This window comes from Pseudomonas sp. MPB03 (genome assembly GCF_046605385.1).
In the GTDB taxonomy this organism is placed as follows: Bacteria; Pseudomonadota; Gammaproteobacteria; order Pseudomonadales; family Pseudomonadaceae; genus Aquipseudomonas; species Aquipseudomonas zanjanensis.
On the sequence record NZ_CP176770.1, the window covers coordinates 5,446,998 to 5,469,473 of the forward strand.

Consider the following 22,476-nt stretch of genomic DNA (forward strand, 5'->3'; position numbering starts at 1 on the left):
CGAACTACCACCGGTCGCCATAAAAATAAATATCAAACTCCGCAACCCGCCCTCCGTGCATACCACTGACCTTCAAAAACCCCATCCCAACGCTGTAATTCCACGCCCCACAAAAACCACCCTAATACCACTTAAACTACACCCGAATAAATACCCAGAAAACACTGGCCAACCCCAGAAAAGCAGCGTTGACATGGTATTCAAGTGGTATTAGCTTCCACCCCACTCACCGAGCGACAACGCCCAAAAAAAACGCATCGGACAAACAAATGAACAACATCCAGACCCTACGCCCCGACGACACCCAACCCACCCCGCTCTACCTGCAACTGGCCCGCAATCTCGAAGCCGCGATCCACGCCGGCCAATGGAAAGCCGAGCAAGCAATGCCCTCCGAGCGCAGCTTGAGCGAGCAACTGGGCATTTCCCGGGTCACCGCCCGCAAGGCGTTGGAGGTGCTGTTCGAACAAGGCCTGATCCGCCGCAACCAAGGCTCGGGCACGTTCATCACCCCGCGCCTGGAACAACCGCTGTCACGCCTCAGCGGCTTCAGCGAGATGCTCCGGCTCAAAGGCTTCGTACCCGGGTCCCAGTGGCTGGAGCGAGAAATCACTCCGCCGACCCACGAAGAACTGATCCGCCTGGGCCTGTCGCCCACTGACAAAGTCGCCCGGCTCAAACGGCTGCGCAAGGCCGACGATACGGTCATGGCCATTGAGATGAGCACCCTGCCCGCCTCGATTATTCCCAAGCCGCAGGCAGTGGGCGATTCGCTTTATGAATTCCTCGACGGCATCGGCAAACCCGTGGTGCGCGCCCTGCAACACATCCAGGCGATCAACGCCTCGGACGAATTCGCCGCCCTGGTGGGCATCGCCCCCGGCACCGCGATGCTGCTGATGACCCGGGTCGGCTACCTGGAAGACAACACGCCCATCGAAGTCACCGACACCTATTGCCGCAACGACTACTACGACTTCGTCGCCGAGTTGCGGCGCTAGACGATCAGAGAATCCCCATGTCCGAAAACAACATCCTCACCGCCAACGGCTGGATACGCGGCCGCCTGGTCCATGAACAGGGCAAGGTCGTGTCCATCGAAGGCCAGCCCTGCGACCCGACGAGCAACGACCTGCCCTACCTGCTGCCGGGATTCATCGACCTGCATGTGCACGGCGGTGGCGGCAAGGACATCATGGAAGGCGCGCCGGCGTTCGACACCATTGCCCGCACCCATGTGCGCTTCGGCACCACGGCGCTGCTCGCCACCACCATGACCGCGCCAAGCGAAGAGATCGCCAGCGTACTCGGAGCCCTCGGTGAATACTGCGAACAGCGGCCCAGCGGCAGCGCGCGCATCCTGGGCGTGCATTTGGAAGGGCCTTACATCAACCCCGGCAAACTCGGCGCCCAACCGAATTTCGCCCATACCGCGTTGATGGCTGAAGTGGAGACGTACCTGGCCCTGGCGCCGATCCGGGTGATCACCATCGCGCCGGAAATCGCCGGCCACGATGCCTTGATTCGTGCCCTCAGCGCCCGGGGCGTGCGCATGCAGATCGGTCATACCCTCGGCAGCTACGAAGAAGGCGTCGCGGCACTGGCGGCCGGGGCCAGCAGTTTTACCCATTTGTACAACGCCATGAGCCCGCTGCATCACCGTGAGCCCGGCATCGTCGGCGCGGCGCTGGCCCATGCGCAATATGCCGAGCTGATCCCGGACTTGCTCCACGTGCACCCCGGCGCCATGCGCGTGGCCTTGCGTTCGATCCCGTGCCTGTATTGCGTCACGGATTCCACCGCCGCCGCCGGCATGCCCGACGGTGAATACAAGCTGGGCAGCCACACCGTGACCAAATGCCTGGGCGGTGTGCGCCTGGCCGACGGCACGCTGGCCGGCAGCACCCTGACCATGGACCAGGCCCTGCGCAACCTGGTGAAAATCGGCCTGCCCCTCGCCGAAGCCTCCCGACGCCTGTCGCAATTCCCCGCCGACTACCTCGGCCTGCCCGAACGCGGGCGCCTGCAACCCGGCGCCTGGGCCGACTGCGTGCGCCTTGACCGTGTCCTGAACCTGATCGACGTGATGGTCGAAGGAGAAGCCATTGACTTCCAAGATGCTTGAAGAGGCCTTGGCCTCGTCCGACGCTGTCGAGCGCCAATTGCAGCGATTGGACCCCGCCCTGCAGGAGATTGCCGGACGCCTGCGCCGCCAGCCGCCGCAGGTGGCGATGACCGTGGCCCGTGGCAGCTCCGACCATGCCGCCAGCTACTTTGCCTACCTGACCATGCAACAACTGGGTTTTCCGGTGGCCTCGTTGCCGATGTCGGTGGTGACCATGCAGCAGGCGCCGTTGAAGGTCAGTGGCCAGGTGGCGTTCGCGTTTTCTCAATCGGGGCAGAGCCCGGACCTGGTGAACAGCCTGCGCCTGTTGCGCAAGCGCGGCGCCTTGAGCGTGGCGATGGTCAACGCAGAAGACTCTCCGCTGGAGGCGGCTTGTGAATTCAGCGTGCCCTTGTGCGCCGGCATCGAAAGCAGTGTCGCCGCCACCAAGAGTTTCATCGCCACCCTCAGCGCCAGCGCGCGCCTGGTGGCCCACTGGAAAGACGATGCCGAGTTGCTCGACGCCGGCGCCGCGCTGCCCGAAGGCCTACGTGAAGCCGCGCACCAGGATTGGAACGTTGCCGTCGAGGCGCTGCGTGAATGCCAGCGCTTGATGGTCATCGGCCGTGGCGCTGGGTTCGCCATCGCCCAGGAAGCGGCACTCAAATTCAAGGAGACCTCGGCGATCCAGGCCGAAGCCTTCAGCAGCGCCGAGGTTCGCCACGGGCCGATGGCACTGATCGATGAGCATTATCCGCTGCTGGTGTTCGCCCCCCGCGGTGCCGAGCAGGCCGGTGTGTTGAGCCTGGCCGCCGACATGCGCCAGCGCGGCGCCCGGGTGCTGCTGGCCGCGCCCGATGACATCGCCGAGCGTGACCTGACGCTGACCCGTGCCGAGCACTCGGCCCTGGACCCGATCCTGGCGATCCAGAGCTTTTACCGGATGGCCGCCAACCTGGCCGTGGCTCGAGGCCTGGACCCGGACCAGCCACGGCACTTGAGCAAGGTCACCCGGACCCACTGAACCGATGGCCCTTTAACGCAAGGCCAATAAGACTTCACAGAGAGCGAGCCCATGCCCAACAACAATAAAGAGCTGACCCTCAGCGCACCGCTCAGCGGGCCGGTGCTCACCCTCGCCAACGTCCCGGACGCGGTGTTCGCCAGCGGCGCCATGGGCGACGGAATTGCCATCGATCCGCTGAACGACACCCTCTACGCCCCTTGCGATGGCGAAGTTATCCACGTCGCACGCACCGGCCACGCCGTGACCCTGCGGGCCGACAACGGCGCCGAACTGCTGCTGCACCTGGGGTTGGACACCGTCGAGTTGCAGGGCGACGGCTTTTCCATGCTGGTCAAGGAAGGCGCGCGGGTCAGCAACGGCCAGGCACTGCTGCGTTATGACGTGGACAGCGTGGCCCGGCGCTGCAAAAGCCTGGTCAGCCTGCTGATCCTCACCAATGGCGAACACTTCCAGGCACGGCCCATTACCCTCAAGGGCGTCAAGGTCGGCGAGCCGTTGCTGCACATCGTCAGCAAGAAACCGAGCGAAACACGCGACGATGAGCCGGACGTCGGCATCGAAGTGTTCGGCCAGATCCGTATCGCCCATCGAGGCGGCCTGCACGCGCGGCCGGCCGCCTTGGTTCGCCAGGCCGCACAAGGGTTCAAGAGTCGCTCACACCTGCACTTCGGTGGCCGCTCGGCGTCCTGCGACAGTGTGATGGGCATGATGGGGCTGGCGATCACCGAACAGGCCGAAGTGCACGTCAGTTGCCGCGGCAGCGATGCCGAAGCGGCGTTGCAAGCGCTGCTGAAAACGTTATCCACAGCCCTGGCCGAAGAAGCCCATGCCGAGGCACCACCGGCCAAGGCGCCGAGCCGCACCGCCGAAGACGGTGTGCTCCACGGCGTCTGTGCCGCGCCCGGGCTGGTCAGCGGACCGCTGGTTCGGCTGGAAGGCACACAGTTGCCCGAGGACGTCGGTGGCCACAACGTCGCAGAACAACGGCAACGGCTGCGCGATGCCTTGGCGCACGTCAGTCGCGACATCGAGTTGACGTTGGAGAACGCCAAGGCCCGGCATCACGTCGATGAGCAAGCGATCTTCAGCGCCCATCTGGCGTTGCTGGAAGATCCGGTCCTGCTGGACGCCGCCTACCTGTCTATTGAGCAAGGGAGCGCGGCGGCTCAGGCCTGGAGCCGGTCCATCGACGCGCAGTGCCAAGTGCTGCGGCAATTGCACAGCGCGTTGCTGGCCGAGCGCGCCAATGATTTACATGACCTGCGCCAGCGGGTCCTGCGGGCGCTGCTGGGTGAAACCTGGCAATTCGACGTGCCGGCGGGCGCCATTGTCGTCGCCCAGGAGCTGACCCCGTCGGACCTGCTGCAGCTCAGTGCCCAAGGCGTGGCCGGTGTGTGCATGGCCGAGGGCGGCGCGACGTCCCACGTGGCGATCCTGGCCCGTGGCAAAGGCCTGCCCTGCCTGGTGACGCTGGGCGAGGCACTGCTTGCACAGGCGCCGGGGCAATCGGTGGTGCTGGACGCGGACGGTGGCCGCCTCGAACTCACGCCAACCGCCGAGCGCCTGACCCAGGTGCAGCAAGCACAGACCCGACGCGCAGCCCGGCGCGCCGAGCAGCAGACCCTCGCCCATACGCCGGCCAGAACGGTCGATGGGGTGGAGGTTGAAGTCGCCGCCAACGTCGCCTCCAGCGCCGAAGCCGGCCAGGCGTTCGCCAACGGTGCCGAGGGCGTTGGCCTGCTGCGCACCGAATTTCTCTTCGTCGACCGCCACACCGCCCCCGATGAAGAAGAACAGCGCCTGGCCTATCAAGCCGTGCTCGATGCCATGGGCGACAGGCCGGTGATCATCCGCACCATCGACGTTGGTGGCGACAAACAATTGGACTACCTGCCCCTGCCGGCCGAAGCCAACCCGGTACTCGGCCTGCGGGGCATCCGCCTGGCCCAGGCGCGCCCGGAACTGCTGGACCAGCAATTGCGCGCCCTACTGCAAACCCGCCCTCTGCACCGCTGCCGGATTTTGTTGCCGATGGTCACCGAGGTCGACGAACTGCTGCACATTCGCCAGCGCCTCGACGCCTTGGGTGCCGAGCTCGGCGTGAGCGAACGCCCGCAACTGGGGGTGATGATCGAAGTGCCGGCCGCCGCCTTGCTGGCCGAACAGTTGGCCGAGCACGCGGACTTCCTGTCCATCGGCACCAACGACCTGTCCCAGTACACCCTCGCCATGGACCGCGACCACGCGGGTCTCGCCGCCCGGGTCGATGCCCTGCACCCGGCACTGTTGCGGTTGATCGCCCAGACCTGCGCTGGCGCCGCCAAACATGGGCGTTGGGTCGGCGTGTGCGGGGCCCTGGCCTCCGATCCCTTGGCGACGCCGGTGCTGATCGGCCTTGGGGTACGGGAGCTGTCGGTCAGCCCGCCCCAGGTCGGCGAAATCAAGGACCGCTTGCGTCACCTCGATGCCGCCCAGTGCCGCGGCGTCAGTACCGATTTGCTGAACCTGGCCAGTGCCGCCGCCGTGCGCCAGGCCTGTCATCAACACTGGCCCCTGGGCTGAGCCACGTCGGACAACAATAAAAGGAGAGACGCCATGTACCAGCATTTCATTGAAGGGCTGCAACGCCTCGGCCGGGCGCTGATGCTGCCTATCGCGATCCTGCCGATCGCCGGCCTGCTGCTGCGCCTGGGTGACACCGACCTGTTGAACATCGCGATCATTCACGATGCCGGCCAGGCGATCTTCGCCAACCTCGCGCTGATCTTCGCCATCGGCATCGCCGTGGGTTTCGCCCGGGACAATAACGGCACGGCCGGGCTGGCCGGGGCCATCGGTTACCTGGTGATGATCGCGACGCTGAAGGTCCTCGACGCGACCATCAACATGGGCATGCTGGCCGGGATCATCAGTGGTCTGTTGGCCGGCGCGCTGTACAACCGCTTCAAGGACATCAAGCTGCCGGAATACCTGGCGTTCTTTGGCGGGCGGCGCTTCGTGCCGATTGTCACCGGCTTCAGCGCGGTGGGCCTTGGCGTGGTGTTCGGTTTGATCTGGCCACCGATCCAGCACGGCATCAACAGCTTCGGCGAGCTGTTGATGGCCAGCGGCAGCTTTGGTGCGTTCGTCTTCGGTGTATTCAATCGGTTGCTGATCGTCACCGGCCTGCACCACATCCTCAACAACATGGCCTGGTTCATCTTCGGCAGCTTCACCGACCCGACTACCGGAGCGGTGGTCACCGGTGACCTGACCCGCTATTTCGCTGGCGACCCCAAGGGCGGCCAGTTCATGACCGGCATGTTCCCGGTGATGCTCTTCGGCCTGCCCGCGGCGTGCCTGGCGATGTACCGCAACGCCCTGCCCCAGCGGCGCAAGGTCATGGGCGGGATTTTGCTGTCCATGGCGCTGACGTCGTTCCTGACCGGCGTCACCGAGCCCATCGAATTCGCCTTCATGTTTCTTGCGCCGCTGTTGTACCTGGTCCACGCGTTGCTCACTGGCCTGTCGATGGCGGTGACTAACTTACTGAATATCCACCTGGGCTTTACCTTTTCCGGCGGTTTCATCGACATGGTCCTGGGCTGGGGCAAATCCACCAACGGCTGGCTGGTCTTCCCGGTGGGCCTGGCCTACGCGGCGATCTATTACCTGGTGTTCGACTTCTGCATCCGCCGCTTCGACCTGAAGACGCCAGGCCGTGAAGACGTGCCGGCGGGCGACAAAGCGGTCATCGCCGAAAACCAACGGGCCGCCGCCTACATCCAGGCCTTGGGTGGCGCTGACAACCTGATCACCCTCGGCGCCTGCACCACGCGCCTGCGGCTGGACCTGGTGGATCGCAACAAGGCGTCCGACACCCAACTCAAGGCCCTCGGCGCCATGGCTGTGGTTCGCCCCGGCAATGGCGGCAGCTTGCAGGTGGTGGTGGGGCCGATGGCCGACAGCATCGCCGATGAGATCCGCTTGGCATTGCCTTCTTCCGATAGGCCAGCCAGTGCGCCCGCGAACGCCGTGGTCGAGCCGGCCTCAACGACAATTGTCTCGGAGGCCGAAGCACAGCAATGGCTCGATGCCCTGGGCGGTGGCAGGAACGTGTTGCAGCTCGATTGCGTGGCGACGAGCCGTTTGCGGGTGCGGTTGGCTGATGGCAAGGGATTGTCGGAAAGCCAGCTCAAGGCGCTGGGTTGTCAGGGGATCAGCTCGCTGGAAGGCGGTGTTTGGCACTTGTTGTTAGGGGAGAAAGCGCCGGGGTTGTGGCGGGCGTTGGAGGCGGTGGTGCTGAGTGGTAAGGCGGATGTCAAAGCCTAGGCCTTCGCCGACTGTCTGGCCCCTTCGCGAGCAAGCCCGCTCCCACAGGTCTGATGTCGTTCACAAGTTCTGTGGACAATACAAATCCACTGTGGGAGCGGGCTTGCTCCGGGCGGCGATCGACGAAGGGGCCTGCACACACCCAACACCTATATCTGACACACAACAAGCCCGTGGCGAGGGAGCTTGCTCCCGCTCGGTTGCGCAGCAACCGCCAAAAAGCTTAGGGCCGCTACGCAGCCCAGCGGGAGCAAGCTCCCTCGCCACAAGGGTTCGTGTACACAGAATCGCACGCAAAAAAAACCGCTGATTAGATCAGCGGTTTTTTTTATTTGGGCGGAGGGAAAATCAGAAATCCTCCAACCGCCATACCTCAAACGCCGGTGTCTCGTAGGGATGGCTCTGCTTCAAGGCCTCCACCACGGGGCGGATCAACGCATCGGCCACCACCAGCTCCACCTTCCATTCCTCGACCTGCTCGACCTGCCCCGCCTCGCCAATGAACGGCTGGCTGCCGTCCAAAGGGCGAAACTGGCCCAGGCCCAGCACTTGCCAGGCGCAGTGGTCATAGTCGCCGATTCGCCCGCCACCGGCAGCGAATACGGCGCTTTTGACCTCGTCCACATGGCTGTCCGGGACGAAGAAGCAGAGCTTGTACACCGTCTTAGTTCACCCAGACGCGCGCGTTGCGGAACATGCGCATCCATGGCGCGTCTTCGTTCCAGTCGTCCGAACGCCACGAGTTCTGCACCGCGCGGAACACCCGCTCCGGGTGCGGCATCATGATCGTGACACGGCCGTCGCGGCTGGTCAGGCCGGTGATCCCGCGCGGCGAGCCGTTCGGGTTGGCCGGGTAGGTTTCGGTGACCTTGCCATGGTTGTCGACAAAACGCAGCGACACACAACCGGACAGGTCGGCTTCGAGCAAGGCTTCTTCGCTTTCGAATTCCGCGTGGCCTTCGCCGTGGGCGATGGCGATCGGCATGCGCGAACCGGCCATGCCCTGCAGGAAGATCGAGTTCGATTCCTGGACCTGGACCATCGCCACGCGGGCTTCAAACTGCTCGGAACGGTTACGCACGAAGTGCGGCCAGAACTCGCTGCCCGGGATCAGCTCGTGCAGGTTGGACATCATCTGGCAACCGTTGCACACGCCGAGGGTGAAGCTGTCGGTGCGTTCGAAGAAGCCCTGGAACGCATCGCGGGCACGGCTGTTGAACAGCGCCGACTTGGCCCAGCCTTCACCGGCACCCAGCACGTCGCCGTAGGAGAAACCGCCACAAGCGACCATGCCCTTGAAGTCGTTCAGGTCGACACGACCGGCCAGGATGTCGCTCATGTGCACGTCGATCGCGTTGAAACCGGCGCGGTCGAACGCTGCCGCCATTTCCACCTGGCCGTTGACGCCCTGCTCGCGCAGGACCGCCACTTGTGGGCGAATGCCTTTCTTGATGTAAGGCGCGGCCACGTTGTCGTTAACGTCGTAGCTGAGCTTGGCGCTCAGGCCCGGGTTGTCTTCTTCCAGCAGCGCGTCGAATTCCTGCTCGGCACACTCGGCGTTGTCCCGCAGGCGCTGGATCTGGTAGCTGGTTTCCGCCCACTGGCGCTGCAACAGGCGACGCTGGCCTTCGAAGACGGTGTCGCCGTTGAAGGTAATGTTGATGTGCGCGTTGTTGATCGGCTGGCCGATCACCGAGACGCAATCGGCCAGGCCGGCCGCGCTGAACTGGGCAAGGATGTCTGGCGTGGCGTCCTGGCGAACCTGGATCACGGCACCCAGTTCTTCGTTGAACAGGATGGCTGGGATCTCGGCCTTGGACTCGGCAACGCTGTCCAGGGTCAGGCTCAGGCCGCAGTGACCGGCGAAGGCCATTTCCACCACGGTGGTCAGCAAACCACCGTCGGAACGGTCGTGGTAGGCCAACAGATGACCGTCGGCGTTGAGGCCCTGGATCACGGCGAAGAAGGCCTTCAGGTCTTCGGCATCATCGACGTCCGGCGCTTGCGAGCCGAGCTTGCCATGCACCTGGGCCAGGATCGAGGCGCCCATGCGGTTCTGGCCACGGCCCAGGTCGATCAGGATCAGGTCGGTGGTGCCTTTGTCCATGCGCAGTTGCGGGGTCAGGGTCTGGCGGATATCGGTGACAGGCGCGAAACCGGTCACGATCAGCGACAGCGGCGAGGTTACGCTCTTGTCCACGCCTTCATCGTTCCAGCGCGTGGCCATGGACATGGAGTCCTTGCCCACTGGAATGGTGATGCCCAGCTCAGGGCACAGCTCCATGCCGACCGCCTTGACGGTGTCGTACAGGCGGGCGTCTTCACCCGGGTGGCCGGCGGCGGACATCCAGTTGGCCGACAGCTTGATGTCGGACATCTTGCCGATGCGCGACGCTGCGATGTTGGTCAGGGTTTCGCCGATCGCCATGCGGCCCGAGGCCGGGGCGTCCAGCAGCGCCAGCGGCGTGCGCTCGCCCATCGCCATGGCTTCGCCGGTGTAGACGTCGAAGCTGGTGGCGGTCACGGCCACGTCAGCCACCGGCACTTGCCATGGGCCGACCATCTGGTCACGGGCCACAAGGCCGGTGATGGTGCGGTCGCCGATGGTGATCAGGAAGCTCTTGCTCGCCACGGCCGGGTGATGCAGCACACGCTCGATGGAGTCGCCGATGTCGAGGGTGGACGGATCGAAATCGTCGCCCAGCTCCGCTTCGCGAACCGCCGAACGGTGCATGCGCGGGGCCTTGCCCAGCAGCACTTCCAACGGCATGTCCACCGGGCTGTTGCCGAAGTGGCTGTCGGTGACGGTCAGTTGTGGCTCGGCGGTGGCTTCACCCACCACCGCGAACGGGCAACGCTCGCGCTCGCAAATGGCCTGGAAGCGCTCGAAGTCAGCCGGGCCGACCGCCAGGACGTAACGTTCCTGGGATTCGTTGCTCCAGATTTCGTGCGGGGCCATGCCCGGCTCGTCGTTTGGAATGTTGCGCAGTTCGAAGCGGCCACCGCGGCCACCGTCGTTGACCAGTTCCGGGAAAGCGTTGGACAGGCCGCCCGCGCCGACGTCGTGGATGAAGCTGATGGGGTTTTGCTCACCCAACTGCCAGCAACGGTCGATGACTTCCTGGCAACGGCGCTCCATTTCCGGGTTTTCCCGCTGGACCGAGGCGAAATCCAGGTCGGCCGAGCTGGTGCCGGTGGCCATGGAGGAAGCCGCGCCGCCACCCAGGCCGATCAACATGGCCGGGCCGCCGAGGACGATCAGCTTGGAGCCGACCAGGATCTCGCCTTTCTGCACGTGTTCGGCGCGGATGTTGCCCATGCCGCCAGCGAGCATGATCGGCTTGTGGTAACCACGGACTTCTTCACCACGTGGGGTGGTGATGGACTGTTCGAAGGTACGGAAGTAACCGGTCAGGGCCGGACGGCCGAATTCGTTGTTGAACGCCGCGCCGCCCAGGGGACCTTCGATCATGATGTCGAGGGCGTTGACGATGCGCTCAGGCTTGCCGTACGGCTTTTCCCACGGCTGCTCGAAGCCCGGGATCTGCAGGTTCGACACGGTGAAGCCGGTCAGGCCGGCCTTGGGCTTGGCACCGCGACCGGTGGCGCCTTCGTCGCGGATCTCGCCACCGGAACCGGTGGACGCGCCCGGGAACGGGGCAATGGCTGTCGGGTGGTTGTGGGTCTCGACCTTCATCAGGATGTGCACCGGCTCCTGGACCGCACCGTACTGGCGGGTCTCGGGGTTCGGGTAGAAGCGACCGGCAACGTTGCCGACGATCACCGCCGCGTTGTCCTTGTAGGCCGACAGCACACCTTCGTTGTGCATCTGGTAGGTGTTCTTGATCATGCCGAACAGGCTTTTTTCCTGGTCCTGGCCGTCAATATCCCAACTGGCGTTGAAGATCTTGTGGCGGCAGTGCTCGGAGTTGGCCTGGGCGAACATCATCAGTTCGATGTCGTGGGGGTTGCGCTTCAAGCCCTGGAAGGCGTTGACCAGGTAATCGATCTCGTCTTCGGCCAGGGCCAGGCCCAGCTCGGCGTTGGCTTTTTCCAGCGCGGCACGGCCACCGCCCAGTACGTCGATGGCGGTCAGGGGCTTGGGTTCGGCGTGGCTGAACAGACCGGCGGCCTGCTCCAGGTTGCCGAGCACGACCTGGGTCATGCGGTCATGCAGGCCGTCGGCGATCAACTGGGCCTCGGCCTCGCTGAACTCACCAGCGACATAAAAGGCAATGCCGCGCTCCAGGCGCTGGACTTTCGCCAGGCCGCAGTTGCGGGCGATGTCGCTGGCCTTGCTCGACCACGGCGAAATGGTGCCGAAACGTGGCAACACCAGGAACAGGCGACCGGCCGGCTCCTGGACAGGAACACTGGGGCCGTACTTCAGAAGGCGCGCGAGCACCTGCTGTTCGTCGCCGGTCAAACCGCCGGTGACTTCGGCGAAGTGAGCGAATTCAGCATACAAGCCACTGACAGCCGGAACCTTCTGGCTCAGTTGCTCAAGGAGTTTGCTGTGGCGAAAGGCAGAAAGGGCAGGAGCGCCGCGCAGGATCAACATCTTCGGGACAGCCTCGGGAAGGGGGTGTGCTTTGAGGCCGTGCATTCTAGCCTAAACCGCCGGCAACGGCACCCGAAACGGCACGCACGGTGCAGGCCGAATGTCGGTCTTTGCGCCCACGGCGGTATTGGACACCCGTGCCAAGGTTCGCGCAGAGATATTTTTCAGCGGCGCAAAGCCCGCCACAGCCCGGCCGGCCGGTGTTGCGGACATGTTTTGCAACGGCTAGCAGACTGGCCTTTTGCTGTCGAGATATGGCGGTAGGGGCCGTTTGCGTATACTGCGCAGATGTTTTCCCCAACGGCTTTGCGTCCGCGATATGCCAAGTGGCTGATCGCAACCGGACTCTTCCTGGTGCTCAGTGGTTGTGTTGAGAAACCCAACACACTGGAGCGCGTAAAGGAGGATGGCGTGCTGCGGGTGGTTACCCGAAACAGCCCCGCCACCTACTTCCAGGATCGCAGTGGTGAGACCGGCTTCGAATATGAGCTGGTGAAGCGTTTCGCCGAGGATTTGGGGGTCGAGCTTAAAATCGAGACCGCCGACAACCTCGACGACCTGTTCGGCCAGGTGGGCAAGCCCAACGGGCCGGTCCTGGCCGCCGCGGGCCTGGTCAGCAGCGAACAGCGCAAGAAGCAGGTGCGGTTTTCCCGCTCCTACCTGGAAGTCACCCCCCAAATCATCTACCGCAACGGCCAATCACGCCCCACCGACGCGGCCGCCCTGGCGGGCAAGAAAATCATGGTGCTCAAGGGCAGCAGCCATGCCGAACAACTGGCGCAGTTGAAGCAGCAATTTCCGGGCATCGAATACGAAGAGTCCGACGCGGTTGAGGTGGTCGACCTGCTGCGCATGGTGGACGAGGGCCAGATCGACCTGACGCTGGTGGACTCCAACGAAGTGGCGATGAACCAGGTGTACTTCCCCAACGTGCGCGTCGCCTTCGACCTTGGCGACGTCCGCAGCCAAAGCTGGGCGGTGGGCCCCGGCGAAGACACTAGCCTGCTCAACGAAATCAACGCCTATCTGGACAAGGTGCAGAAAAACGGCACGCTGCAGCGGCTCAAGGACCGCTACTACGGGCACGTCGACGTCCTCGGCTACATGGGCGCAACAACCTTCGCCCAGCATTTGCAGCAACGGTTGCCCAAATACGAGCAACACTTCAAGGCTTACGCCAAGAAAGAGAAGGTCGATTGGCGCCTGCTGGCTGCCATTGGCTACCAGGAATCGCTCTGGCAACCAACGGTCACGTCCAAGACCGGCGTGCGCGGCCTGATGATGCTGACCCAGAACACCGCCCAGGCCATGGGCGTGTCCAACCGCCTGGATCCGAAACAAAGCATCATGGGCGGCGCCAAGTACCTGGCCTACATGAAGGAACAGCTGGACGAGAGCATCGAGGAGCCGGACCGTACCTGGTTCGCCCTTGCCGCCTATAACGTGGGCAGCGGCCACCTGGACGACGCCCGCAAACTGGCGGCCAAGGAAGGGCTGAACCCGAACAAATGGCTGGACGTGAAGAAAATCCTGCCGCGCCTGTCCCAGAAACAGTGGTACAGCAAGACCCGCTACGGCTACGCCCGGGGCGGCGAACCGGTGCATTTCGTGGCGAACATCCGTCGCTACTACGACATCCTGACCTGGGTGACACAGCCGCAGCTTGAAGGCGACCAAGTGGCCGAGGGCAATCTGCATGTGCCGGGCGTGGACAAGAGCAAGCCAAGCCAGGAATCCCCGCAGCTATAAGCTGTAACCAATTTCTGATGCTGTGATGAACCTGTGGCGAGGGAGCTTGCTCCCGCTCGGTTGCGTAGCGACCGCAAAATCTAGGGGCCGCTTCGCAGCCCAGCGGGAGCAAGCTCCCTCGCCACAATGGATCAGGTAAGCCTTAAGTAAGCGTTATGAGACGGGATCAGGATCTGGCAGCCGCCAGGATCAGCGCTTTCATTTCCGCCACAGCCGACTTGAACCCGACGAACAAGGCATGGGCCACCAGTGCATGGCCGATGTTCAGCTCGTTGATGCCCTTGATGGCCGCGACGGCTTCGACGTTGTGGTAGTGCAAGCCATGGCCGGCGTTGACGATCAAGCCTTGGGCCAGGCCAAAGGCGACGCCATCGGCGACCCGCTGCAGCTCATCGGCCACGTCCGTGGGGGTCTCGGCGTCGGCGTACCGGCCGGTGTGCAGTTCGATGGCGGGGGCGCCGACACGCTTGGCTGCCTCGATTTGCCGTTCGTCGGCATCGATGAACAACGAGACCTCGGCACCGATCTTCGACAGGCGCTCCACCGCCAGGCTGATCCGCGATTCCTGGCCCGCTACATCGAGGCCGCCTTCGGTGGTCAGTTCCTGGCGCGTCTCCGGCACCAGGCAGATGTGCGCCGGGCGGATGCGCTCGGCGAACGCCATCATTTCCTCGGTCACGCCCATTTCGAAGTTCATGCGGGTTTGCAGTACGTCCTTGAGCAGCAGCACGTCGCGCTCCTGGATGTGGCGACGGTCTTCACGCAGGTGCACGGTGATGCCGTCGGCCCCCGCTTCTTCCGCGTCCAGTGCAGCCTTGACCGGATCCGGGTAGCGCGTACCACGGGCCTGGCGCAGGGTGGCGACATGGTCGATGTTCACGCCGAGAAGAATGCGATTGCTGGTGCTCACGAAAAGGCTCCTGAAAGGACAAATAGTCGGCCCACAGCATACGGGTTGATCAGGGCTTGCGAAACAGCTCGCGACTGACCAGTGGCCGACCACCCAGATGCACGGCCAGGGCCTGGCGCATCAGCCGCTTGGCCGCCGACAAGGCACCCGGCGCACGCCAGTCGGCGTCGGCCATGGCCAGCAGTTCGGCACCGTTGAACAGCCCTGGTTGCAGCAGGTAGACCCGCTCCAGGCCGGCGTCCACCTGCAAGCGGTACAGGCCATCAGCCGCAATGGGCTCGCCGTGCAGGTCGGTATTCAGCGCAAAGCCATAACCCAAGTCATCCAGCAGCCGCCACTCAAACGAGCGCAGCAGCGGCTCCAGTGGCCGGCCTTCGGCCAGGGCCAGCAGTGTGGCGGTGTAGTGGTCGAAGACCGCCGGGTGGGGATCTTCGGCGGGCAACAGGCGGATCAGCAGTTCATTGAGGTACAAACCACTGAACAATGCCTCACCGTTGAGCCAGGCCGCGACACCGTTGCTTTCCATGCGCCCGACATTCTTCAGCTCGCCCCTGCCGCGGAACTCGACTTCCAGCGGCACGAACGGCCGCGCCAGCGTCCCGGCCTTGCCCCGTGCTCCGCGCAATACCGCCCGTAGCCGTCCTTGGGGCGTGAGGAAGTCCACCAGGGCGCTGCTTTCGCGGTAGGCACGGCTGTGGAGGACGTAGGCGGGTTGGGCGGTGGGTTGGTTGGGGGACATCGGGGGCCTGAATATCAACAAGACATCAATGGTTGAAGAAATCCTGTGGCGAGGGAGCTTGCTCCCGCTCGGCTGCGAAGCAGTCGTGAAACCAGGCCATGCGGTGGGTTTGGCTAGATGTGATCGCAAATCCTGGGGCTGCTTCGCAGCCCAGCGGGAGCAAGCTCCCTCGCCACAGAAGCTCGCTCCCACAGTGGAATTCATGCACTCAAGTAATGATTACAGGTCGCCGTAACCCAACGAACGCAACGCCCGCTCGTCGTCGGACCAGCCACCCTTCACCTTGACCCACAGGTTGAGCATGATCTTGGAGTCGAACAGCAGCTCCATGTCCTTGCGCGCCTCGGTGCCGATGCGTTTGATGCGCTCGCCCTTGTCGCCAATGATGATTTTCTTCTGGCCGTCACGTTCGACGAGGATCAACGCATGAATATGCAGGGTCTTCCCCTGTTGCTTGAACTCTTCGATCTCGACGGTGATCTGGTACGGCAGCTCGGCGCCCATCTGGCGCATGATTTTCTCGCGCACCAGCTCGGCGGCGAGGAAACGGCTGCTGCGGTCGGTGATCTGGTCTTCAGGGAAGAAATGATCGTTTTCCGGCAGGTGTTCGGCAATCACCCGCTCCAGCGCATCGAGGTTATGGCCGTGCTGGGCAGAGATCGGGATGATCTGGGCGTTCGGCAACTGTTCCTGCAACCAGGTCAGGTGCGGCATCAGCTCAGCCTTGTCTTCGATACGGTCGGTCTTGTTCAGCGCCACGATCAAGGGGCCGGTCACGTACTGGACGCGTTCGAGGACCATTTGGTCTTCTTCGGTCCACTTGGTGCGGTCGACCACGAAGATCACCACGTCGACGTCCTTCAACGCCGCCGAGGCAGTCTTGTTCATGTAGCGGTTCAAGGCTTTTTCGCCACCCTTGTGCATGCCCGGGGTGTCGACGTAGATCGCCTGCACGGCGCCTTCGGTCTTGATGCCCAGCATGTTGTGGCGGGTGGTCTGGGGCTTGCGCGAGGTGATTGCCAGCTTTTGGCCCAGGATGTGGTTCAGCAGCGTGGACTTGCCCACGTTCGGCCGACCGACAATGGCGACATAGCCGCAGCGGGTGACGGTTGTATCAGTCATTGCCATTCTCCACGCCCAGGGCAATCAGTGCTGCGGCGGCCGCTACCTGTTCGGCAATACGACGACTCACACCCTGACCCCGGCTTTTTTCATTCAATAGGACAACTTCGCATTCGACGAAGAAGGTTCGGCAATGCGGCTCACCCTGGATGTCCACCACTTCGTAGCGCGGCAGTTCGCAACTGCGCGATTGCAGGAATTCCTGCAAGCGGGTCTTCGGGTCCTTGTTGGTGTCCACCAGCGTCAGGCTGTCGATTTCGGAGGTCAGCCAGGCCAGCACGCGTTCGCGCGCCATTTCCATGCCTGAATCCAGGTAGATCGCCCCAATCAACGCTTCCAGGGCATCGGCCAGGATCGACTCGCGCCGGAAACCGCCGCTTTTCAACTCACCGGAGCCCAGGCGCAGGTAATCGCCCAAGTCGAAACCCCGGGCCAATACGGCCAGGGTCTCACCTTTTACCAGTCGCGCGCGTAAACGCGACAACTGGCCTTCGCGGGCCAGCGGGAAGCGCTCGAACAACGCCTCGCCAGCGACGAAGTTCAGGATGGCGTCACCGAGGAATTCCAGGCGTTCGTTGTTGCGCCCGGCAAAACTGCGGTGAGTGAGGGCCAGGAGCATCAGGTCCGGGTCCTTGAAGGTGTAGCCGAGCTGACGCTCGAGTCGGCTTAGAGAAACGCTCACGGTTTACCCACGCTGAGTTCGTGGCTGGATTCCACCGCCACGGCGGCAAGGCGCCGTTGGCTTGGGACAATTAACGCTGTGTTCAAAAATGACGTCCTGACTATCGTTGGCTTCATGCCTCCGGGCAACCCTTGTACAGGCTCCAGAAAAGCATTCGGCGCTGTGTTCAACAGCGCCGTGGGTGATTACTTGATCAGGCCAACCCGCGAGAAATTCGGCAGGTGACTGAGTTTGGGTTCCGGCCAGCTCATCCAGACCGCGAAGGCCTTGCCGACGATGTTCCGGTCGGGGACCATGCCCAGCAGGTTCTTGGGAATGTTCGGATCATCCCAGTAACGGCTGTCGTTGGAGTTGTCGCGGTTGTCGCCCATCATGAAATAGTGCCCCGCCGGCACGGTCCAGGAACGGTCCGGCGCGGCGCGGTAGCGGCTCATTTCCTTGCGGATCAGGTGTTCGGCCTCACCGAGTTTTTCCCGGTAGAGCTCGGCACTGCCCAGCGTCCCCGGCTCGGAGCCGAGCAACTGTTCGGCCACCGATTCGCCATTGACGAACAAACGTTTGTCAGCGGTGTAGCGGATCGTGTCGCCCGGCAGGCCGACCACGCGCTTGATGTAATTGACGTTCGGGTCGCTCGGGAAGCGGAACACCATGACATCGCCGCGTTGCGGGTCACCCACCTCGATGACTTTCTTGTCGATCACCGGCAGGCGGATCCCGTAGGAAAACTTGTTCACCAGGATGAAATCGCCCACATCCAGGGTCGGCTTCATCGAGCCGGACGGGATCTGGAACGGTTCCACCAGGAACGAACGCAGCACCAGCACGATGAACAGCACCGGGAAGAACGACTTGCCGTATTCGACCAGCAGCGGTTCCTTGTTGAGCTTCTCGATCACCACACCATCAGGCTGGCTGACGCTGCCCTGATAGGAGGCGATGGCCGCCCGGCGCCGAGGCGCCAGGAACAACAGATCAAGCAACGCCAACAGACCGCAGACAAACACGGCGATAACCAGCAACAGCGGGAAATTTAGCGACATAGGACCTAACTATCCAACCTGAGCACCGCGAGGAAGGCTTCCTGTGGAATTTCCACGTTACCGACCTGCTTCATGCGTTTTTTACCGGCCTTCTGCTTTTCCAACAGCTTGCGCTTACGGCTGACGTCGCCGCCGTAGCATTTGGCCAATACGTTCTTTCTGAGCGCCTTGACGGTTGTACGCGCCACAATCTGCCCGCCAATGGCGGCCTGGATTGCCACATCGAACATCTGCCGCGGAATCAGTTCCTTCATCTTCTCGGTCAATGCACGACCTTTGTAGTGCGCGTTGTCCCGGTGCACGATCAATGCCAGGGCATCGACTTTCTCGCCGTTGATCAGCACATCCAGCTTCACCAGATTAGCCGATTGGTAACGATCGAAATGATAGTCCAGCGAAGCATAGCCGCGACTGGTGGATTTGAGACGGTCGAAGAAGTCCAGCACCACTTCGTTCATCGGCAGGTCGTAGGTCACCTGGACCTGCGTGCCGAGGAACAGCATGTCGTGTTGCACGCCGCGCTTCTCGATGCACAGGGTAATGACGTTACCCAGGTGCTCCTGAGGCACAAGGATGTTGGCCCGCACGATCGGCTCGCGCATGTCCTCGATGGCCGACAGGTCCGGCAGCTTGGACGGGTTGTCGACGTAGATGGTTTCGCCGTTCTTGAGCAGCAGTTCGAAGATTACCGTCGGCGCCGTGGTGATCAGGTCCAGGTCGTACTCGCGCTCCAGGCGCTCCTGGATAATCTCCATGTGCAGCATGCCAAGGAACCCGCAACGGAAACCGAAGCCCAGGGCATCGGAGCTTTCCGGGGTGTACTGCAGCGACGAGTCGTTCAGGGTCAGCTTTTGCAGCGCTTCGCGGAAATCCTCGAAGTCGTCGGAACTGACCGGGAACAGGCCGGCGTAGACCTGCGGCTGGATGCGCTTGAAGCCTGGCAGCACATCGACGTCGGGGGTCGAGCTCAAGGTCAGGGTGTCGCCCACCGGCGCCCCGTGGATGTCCTTGATGCCGGCGATGATGAAGCCCACTTCACCGGCCTTCAGGTCGACGGTGGCGGTATGTTTCGGGTTGAAGACACCAACGCTGTCCACCAGGTGGATCTTGCCGGTGGACTTGACCAGGATCTTGTCGCCCTTCTTCACGCGGCCATGGCGCACGCGAACCAGGGAGACCACGCCCAGGTAGTTGTCGAACCAGGAATCGATGATCAACGCTTGCAGCGGATCTTCGATATTGCCGGTCGGTGCAGGAATAGTGGCGACCAGGCGCTCGAGCACTTCGTCGACGCCCAGGCCGGTCTTGGCGCTGCAGGTGACCGCGTCAGTGGCGTCGATGCCGATGATTTTCTCGATTTCTTCCTTGACGCGGTCCGGATCGGCCTGGGGCAGGTCGATCTTGTTCAGCACCGGCATCACTTCCAGGCCCTGCTCGATGGCCGTGTAGCAGTTGGCAACCGACTGGGCTTCAACGCCTTGGCCAGCATCGACCACCAGCAATGCACCTTCACAGGCCGCCAGCGACCGGCTGACTTCATAGGTGAAGTCGACGTGGCCGGGGGTATCGATGAAGTTCAGCTGATAGGTGACGCCGTCGCGAGCCTTGTAGTAGAGGGTAACGCTGTGGGCCTTGATGGTGATCCCGCGCTCACGCTCGAGGTCCATGGAGTCCAGGACCTGGGCTTCCATTTCACGCTCGGCCAGGCCGCCGCACATCTGGATGAAGCGATCAGCCAGCGTCGACTTGCCATGGTCAATGTGGGCGATGATGGAGAAATTGCGGATATGACTCAAATCACTCACGGATCAACACTCAAAAAGGCTGCAGGCATGGCCCGCCGAAAAATAGCCGGGAATTGTACCTGATACACCGCGCAAGCGTCACGTGTGGCGAGGGAGCTTGCTCCCGCTGGGCTGCGAAGCGGCCCCTCGATTATGCGCCACGGCGATGTGTCAGGCAGGCTGCAGGGGACTGCTGCGCAGTCCAGCGGGAGCAAGCTCCCTCGCCACAAGAAAATGGGTCAACCCGCCCGACGCAACAGCCAGAGCCCGGCCAGTGCGCAGATACCGGCCGGCACCAGCACCGCAAACAGCGGCGAGAAACCGAACACCAGGCTCGACGGCCCCAGCAGATCCTGGGCGATACGGAAGGTGAAGCCCACCAGCACGCCGGTAAATACCCGCTGCCCCAGGGTCACCGAACGCAACGGGCCGAAAATGAAGGAAATCGCCATCAACACCAGGGCGGCAGTAACCAGCGGTTGCAACACCTTGACCCAAAAAGCCAGCCAATAGCGGCCGTTATTCAGGCCCTGGTCCGCCAGGTAGTGGATGTACCCCCACAAACCGGTAATCGACAGCGACTCCGGCGCCATCACCACGGTGCTGAGCAACTGCGGGCTGATCGCCACATCCCAGCGTTCCTTCGGCACGGCGACCACTTCGGTGCGCTTGTCATGGAACAGGGTGGTGGTGACATCACTCAATTGCCAATGATCCTCGGAGAAATTCGCGCGTTTGGCAAAGCTCGACGACAGCATGTGCCGCTGTTCATCAAAGCGATAGCGGGTCACGCCATAGAGGATGCCATTGGGCTGGACCGAGTTGATGTGGATGAACTCGTCGCCCTGGCGGTGCCACAGGCCGTGCTTGGCGCTTTGCGCATCACCGCCGCCCTGGGCCAGGGAGCGGTTGGCCTGGGCGGTATTCTCGGTGGCCGGGGCGATGTATTCGCCGATCAGCAAGCCCACAAGCATCAACACCAGCATGGGCTTCATCACCGCCCAGACGATCCGACCAATGGACACGCCGGCGGCGCGCATGATGGTCAGTTCGCTGTTGCTGGCCAGGCTGCCCAGGCCGATCAGGCAGCCGATCAGCGCGGCCATCGGCAGCATGTCGTACAGACGGCGTGGCGCGGTCAGCAGCACATAGCTCGCCACGTCCATCAGGGTGTAGGTATCGCTGACGTCGCTCATTTCATCGATGAAGGCAAACAAGGTCGCCAGTCCAAGGATGATCCCCAGCACCGCGAGGATCGCCATGAACACGCTGCTGCCGATGTAGCGGTCGAGTTTAACCACGGGCCACCTCCATCGCGCTGCGACGGCTGGCCATCTTCAGGCGCAGCGGCTCCCAATAGAGCAGCCCCAGGCCGATGGCCAGGAAGATGCCATGCACCCACCACAAGCCCAGCGCCGACGGGATCTTGCCCTTCTCCAGTGCGCCGCGGGCGGAAATCAGGATGGTCAGGTAAGCCATATACAGGAGAATCGCCGGCAGTAACTTGAGGAAACGGCCCTGGCGCGGGTTGACCCGCGACAGCGGGACCGCCATGAGGGTCACGATGAATACCAGCAGCGGCAGCGACAGGCGCCATTGCAGCTCGGTGCGGGCGCGAATGTCCTTGTTGCCCAGCAGACTGGCGGTCGGCATCGCGTCGCGGTCGGTGACTTCGTCGCTGACCTCGGGCTTGGGCAGCAGCACGCCATAGGTGTCGTACTTGATGGCCCGGTAATCGGCCTGCCCTGGCTTGCCGTCGTAGCGATAGCCGTTTTCCAGGATCAGGTAGCGGTTGCCGTCGGCGTTGATTTCCTGCCGGCCCTTCTCGGCCATCAGCACGGAAATGCCACGGTCCTTCTTGGTGTCCGCAGACACATTTTTTTGCGTGATGAAGACGCCGCCCAGGTCGACCCGGTCATCCGAGAGCTGTTCGGTGTAGGTCACCCGGGTGCCGTCGCGCAGGGCCTGGAAGCGCCCTGGCACCAGGGTGTCGAATTCGGTCATGGCGTCCTGCTGGTTGATCAGCAGTTGGAATTGGTTGGCGCCCTGGGGCGACAGGCTCAGGCTCAGCCACGCCACCACCAGCGCCACCAAGGTGGCCGGGAACAGCGTCATGCGAAACAGGCGTTGCTGGCTCATGCCGGTGGCCGACAGTACGGTCATTTCGCTGTCCAGGTACAAGCGCCCGTAGGCCAGCAAAATGCCGAGGAACAACCCCAGAGGCAGGATCAATTGCAGGAAGCCGGGCAGGCGGAACCCCATGATCAGGAACAGTGAGCCCGGATCCAGGGCGCCGGAGGCTGCCTGGGCGAGGTATTTGATGAAGCGCCCGCTCATGATGATGACCAGCAGCACGGCGCTGACGGCGCTCAGGGTCAGCAGGACTTCGCGGGACAGATAACGAAAGACGATCAAACCAGACACTCCACGATTGTCAGGCTAGGCGG

At 63.1% G+C, this 22,476-nt stretch carries 16 protein-coding genes; 6 read left to right on the forward strand and 10 right to left on the reverse strand.

The features are described from left to right. Nucleotides 1-269 precede the first annotated feature (269 nt). From ACLH0I_RS23610 to nagE, 5 genes are read left to right on the forward strand one after another with little or no spacing between them, the layout of a single operon-like run. Nucleotides 270-1,001: a GntR family transcriptional regulator gene (locus tag ACLH0I_RS23610; RefSeq protein ID WP_181286541.1), complete on the forward strand. Its 732-nt coding sequence runs from the start codon at nucleotides 270-272 to the stop codon at nucleotides 999-1,001. A gap of 17 nt (nucleotides 1,002-1,018) precedes the next feature. Further along, a complete protein-coding gene (gene nagA / locus ACLH0I_RS23615; RefSeq protein WP_250965757.1) occupies nucleotides 1,019-2,125 on the forward strand; it encodes an N-acetylglucosamine-6-phosphate deacetylase in 1,107 nt (368 codons plus the stop codon). Continuing rightward, complete coding sequence (locus ACLH0I_RS23620; protein WP_411385533.1) at nucleotides 2,106-3,128, forward strand: SIS domain-containing protein; 1,023 nt, start codon at nucleotides 2,106-2,108, stop codon at nucleotides 3,126-3,128. The genes nagA and ACLH0I_RS23620 overlap by 20 nt, the downstream gene beginning before the upstream one ends. A gap of 51 nt (nucleotides 3,129-3,179) precedes the next feature. Continuing rightward, nucleotides 3,180-5,693 (forward strand): phosphoenolpyruvate--protein phosphotransferase, encoded by a 2,514-nt coding sequence (gene ptsP / locus ACLH0I_RS23625; RefSeq protein WP_411385534.1) that lies wholly within the window; start codon nucleotides 3,180-3,182, stop codon nucleotides 5,691-5,693. A 33-nt stretch (nucleotides 5,694-5,726) separates the two neighbouring features. After that, nucleotides 5,727-7,442 carry an N-acetylglucosamine-specific PTS transporter subunit IIBC gene (gene nagE, locus ACLH0I_RS23630; RefSeq protein WP_411385535.1) on the forward strand — a complete coding sequence of 572 codons (1,716 nt, stop codon included), beginning with the start codon at nucleotides 5,727-5,729 and terminating at the stop codon, nucleotides 7,440-7,442. A 348-nt stretch (nucleotides 7,443-7,790) separates the two neighbouring features. On the opposite strand, the gene ACLH0I_RS23635 is transcribed toward nagE, so the two are convergent. Together ACLH0I_RS23635 and purL are read right to left on the reverse strand one after the other, a co-directional pair. After that, nucleotides 7,791-8,102 (reverse strand): NGG1p interacting factor NIF3, encoded by a 312-nt coding sequence (locus tag ACLH0I_RS23635; protein ID WP_411385536.1) that lies wholly within the window; start codon nucleotides 8,100-8,102, stop codon nucleotides 7,791-7,793. A 4-nt stretch (nucleotides 8,103-8,106) separates the two neighbouring features. Further along, a complete protein-coding gene (purL, locus tag ACLH0I_RS23640; RefSeq protein WP_411385537.1) occupies nucleotides 8,107-12,003 on the reverse strand; it encodes a phosphoribosylformylglycinamidine synthase in 3,897 nt (1,298 codons plus the stop codon). 288 nt (nucleotides 12,004-12,291) lie between these two features. On the opposite strand from purL, the gene mltF reads away from it, so the two are divergent. Then, the gene (gene mltF, locus ACLH0I_RS23645) at nucleotides 12,292-13,752 is read left to right on the forward strand and encodes a membrane-bound lytic murein transglycosylase MltF (protein WP_411385538.1); all 1,461 of its coding nucleotides are present in this window, start codon (nucleotides 12,292-12,294) and stop codon (nucleotides 13,750-13,752) included. Nucleotides 13,753-13,918: 166 nt separating this feature from the next. Here the strand turns inward: mltF and pdxJ are convergent, their stop codons facing one another. From pdxJ to lptF, 8 genes are all read right to left on the reverse strand, one after another. Further along, on the reverse strand, nucleotides 13,919-14,662 hold the full coding sequence (pdxJ, locus tag ACLH0I_RS23650) for a pyridoxine 5'-phosphate synthase (protein ID WP_411385539.1): 744 nt from the start codon (nucleotides 14,660-14,662) through the stop codon (nucleotides 13,919-13,921). Nucleotides 14,663-14,711: 49 nt separating this feature from the next. Beyond that, entirely contained in the window at nucleotides 14,712-15,401 is a 690-nt protein-coding gene (gene recO, locus ACLH0I_RS23655; protein WP_411385540.1) for a DNA repair protein RecO, read from the reverse strand. A 219-nt stretch (nucleotides 15,402-15,620) separates the two neighbouring features. Continuing rightward, a complete protein-coding gene (gene era, locus ACLH0I_RS23660) occupies nucleotides 15,621-16,523 on the reverse strand; it encodes a GTPase Era (RefSeq protein WP_003205264.1) in 903 nt (300 codons plus the stop codon). After that, nucleotides 16,516-17,205 carry a ribonuclease III gene (gene rnc / locus ACLH0I_RS23665; RefSeq protein WP_186705175.1) on the reverse strand — a complete coding sequence of 230 codons (690 nt, stop codon included), beginning with the start codon at nucleotides 17,203-17,205 and terminating at the stop codon, nucleotides 16,516-16,518. Before rnc ends, era begins: the two co-directional genes overlap by 8 nt. Before the next feature lie 185 nt (nucleotides 17,206-17,390). Continuing rightward, nucleotides 17,391-18,245: a signal peptidase I gene (gene lepB / locus ACLH0I_RS23670; protein WP_186705174.1), complete on the reverse strand. Its 855-nt coding sequence runs from the start codon at nucleotides 18,243-18,245 to the stop codon at nucleotides 17,391-17,393. 5 nt (nucleotides 18,246-18,250) lie between these two features. After that, nucleotides 18,251-20,050 (reverse strand): translation elongation factor 4, encoded by a 1,800-nt coding sequence (lepA, locus tag ACLH0I_RS23675; RefSeq protein WP_135847028.1) that lies wholly within the window; start codon nucleotides 20,048-20,050, stop codon nucleotides 18,251-18,253. Nucleotides 20,051-20,268: 218 nt separating this feature from the next. Then, nucleotides 20,269-21,330 (reverse strand): LPS export ABC transporter permease LptG, encoded by a 1,062-nt coding sequence (lptG, locus tag ACLH0I_RS23680; RefSeq protein WP_411385541.1) that lies wholly within the window; start codon nucleotides 21,328-21,330, stop codon nucleotides 20,269-20,271. After that, nucleotides 21,323-22,444: an LPS export ABC transporter permease LptF gene (gene lptF / locus ACLH0I_RS23685; protein WP_411385542.1), complete on the reverse strand. Its 1,122-nt coding sequence runs from the start codon at nucleotides 22,442-22,444 to the stop codon at nucleotides 21,323-21,325. The genes lptG and lptF overlap by 8 nt, the downstream gene beginning before the upstream one ends. Nucleotides 22,445-22,476: the final 32 nt, after the last annotated feature.

Excerpts from the sequence above, each read along its gene's own strand:
- mltF (WP_411385538.1), top strand. The coding sequence starts at position 12,292 with ATGTTTTCCCCAACGGCTTTGCGTCCGCGATATGCCAAGTGGCTGATC.
- nagA (WP_250965757.1), top strand. The coding sequence starts at position 1,019 with ATGTCCGAAAACAACATCCTCACCGCCAACGGCTGGATACGCGGCCGC.
- nagE (WP_411385535.1), top strand. The coding sequence starts at position 5,727 with ATGTACCAGCATTTCATTGAAGGGCTGCAACGCCTCGGCCGGGCGCTG.
- purL (WP_411385537.1), bottom strand. The coding sequence starts at position 12,003 with ATGTTGATCCTGCGCGGCGCTCCTGCCCTTTCTGCCTTTCGCCACAGC.
- era (WP_003205264.1), bottom strand. The coding sequence starts at position 16,523 with ATGACTGATACAACCGTCACCCGCTGCGGCTATGTCGCCATTGTCGGT.
- recO (WP_411385540.1), bottom strand. The coding sequence starts at position 15,401 with ATGTCCCCCAACCAACCCACCGCCCAACCCGCCTACGTCCTCCACAGC.
- ACLH0I_RS23610 (WP_181286541.1), top strand. The coding sequence starts at position 270 with ATGAACAACATCCAGACCCTACGCCCCGACGACACCCAACCCACCCCG.
- lepB (WP_186705174.1), bottom strand. The coding sequence starts at position 18,245 with ATGTCGCTAAATTTCCCGCTGTTGCTGGTTATCGCCGTGTTTGTCTGC.
- ptsP (WP_411385534.1), top strand. The coding sequence starts at position 3,180 with ATGCCCAACAACAATAAAGAGCTGACCCTCAGCGCACCGCTCAGCGGG.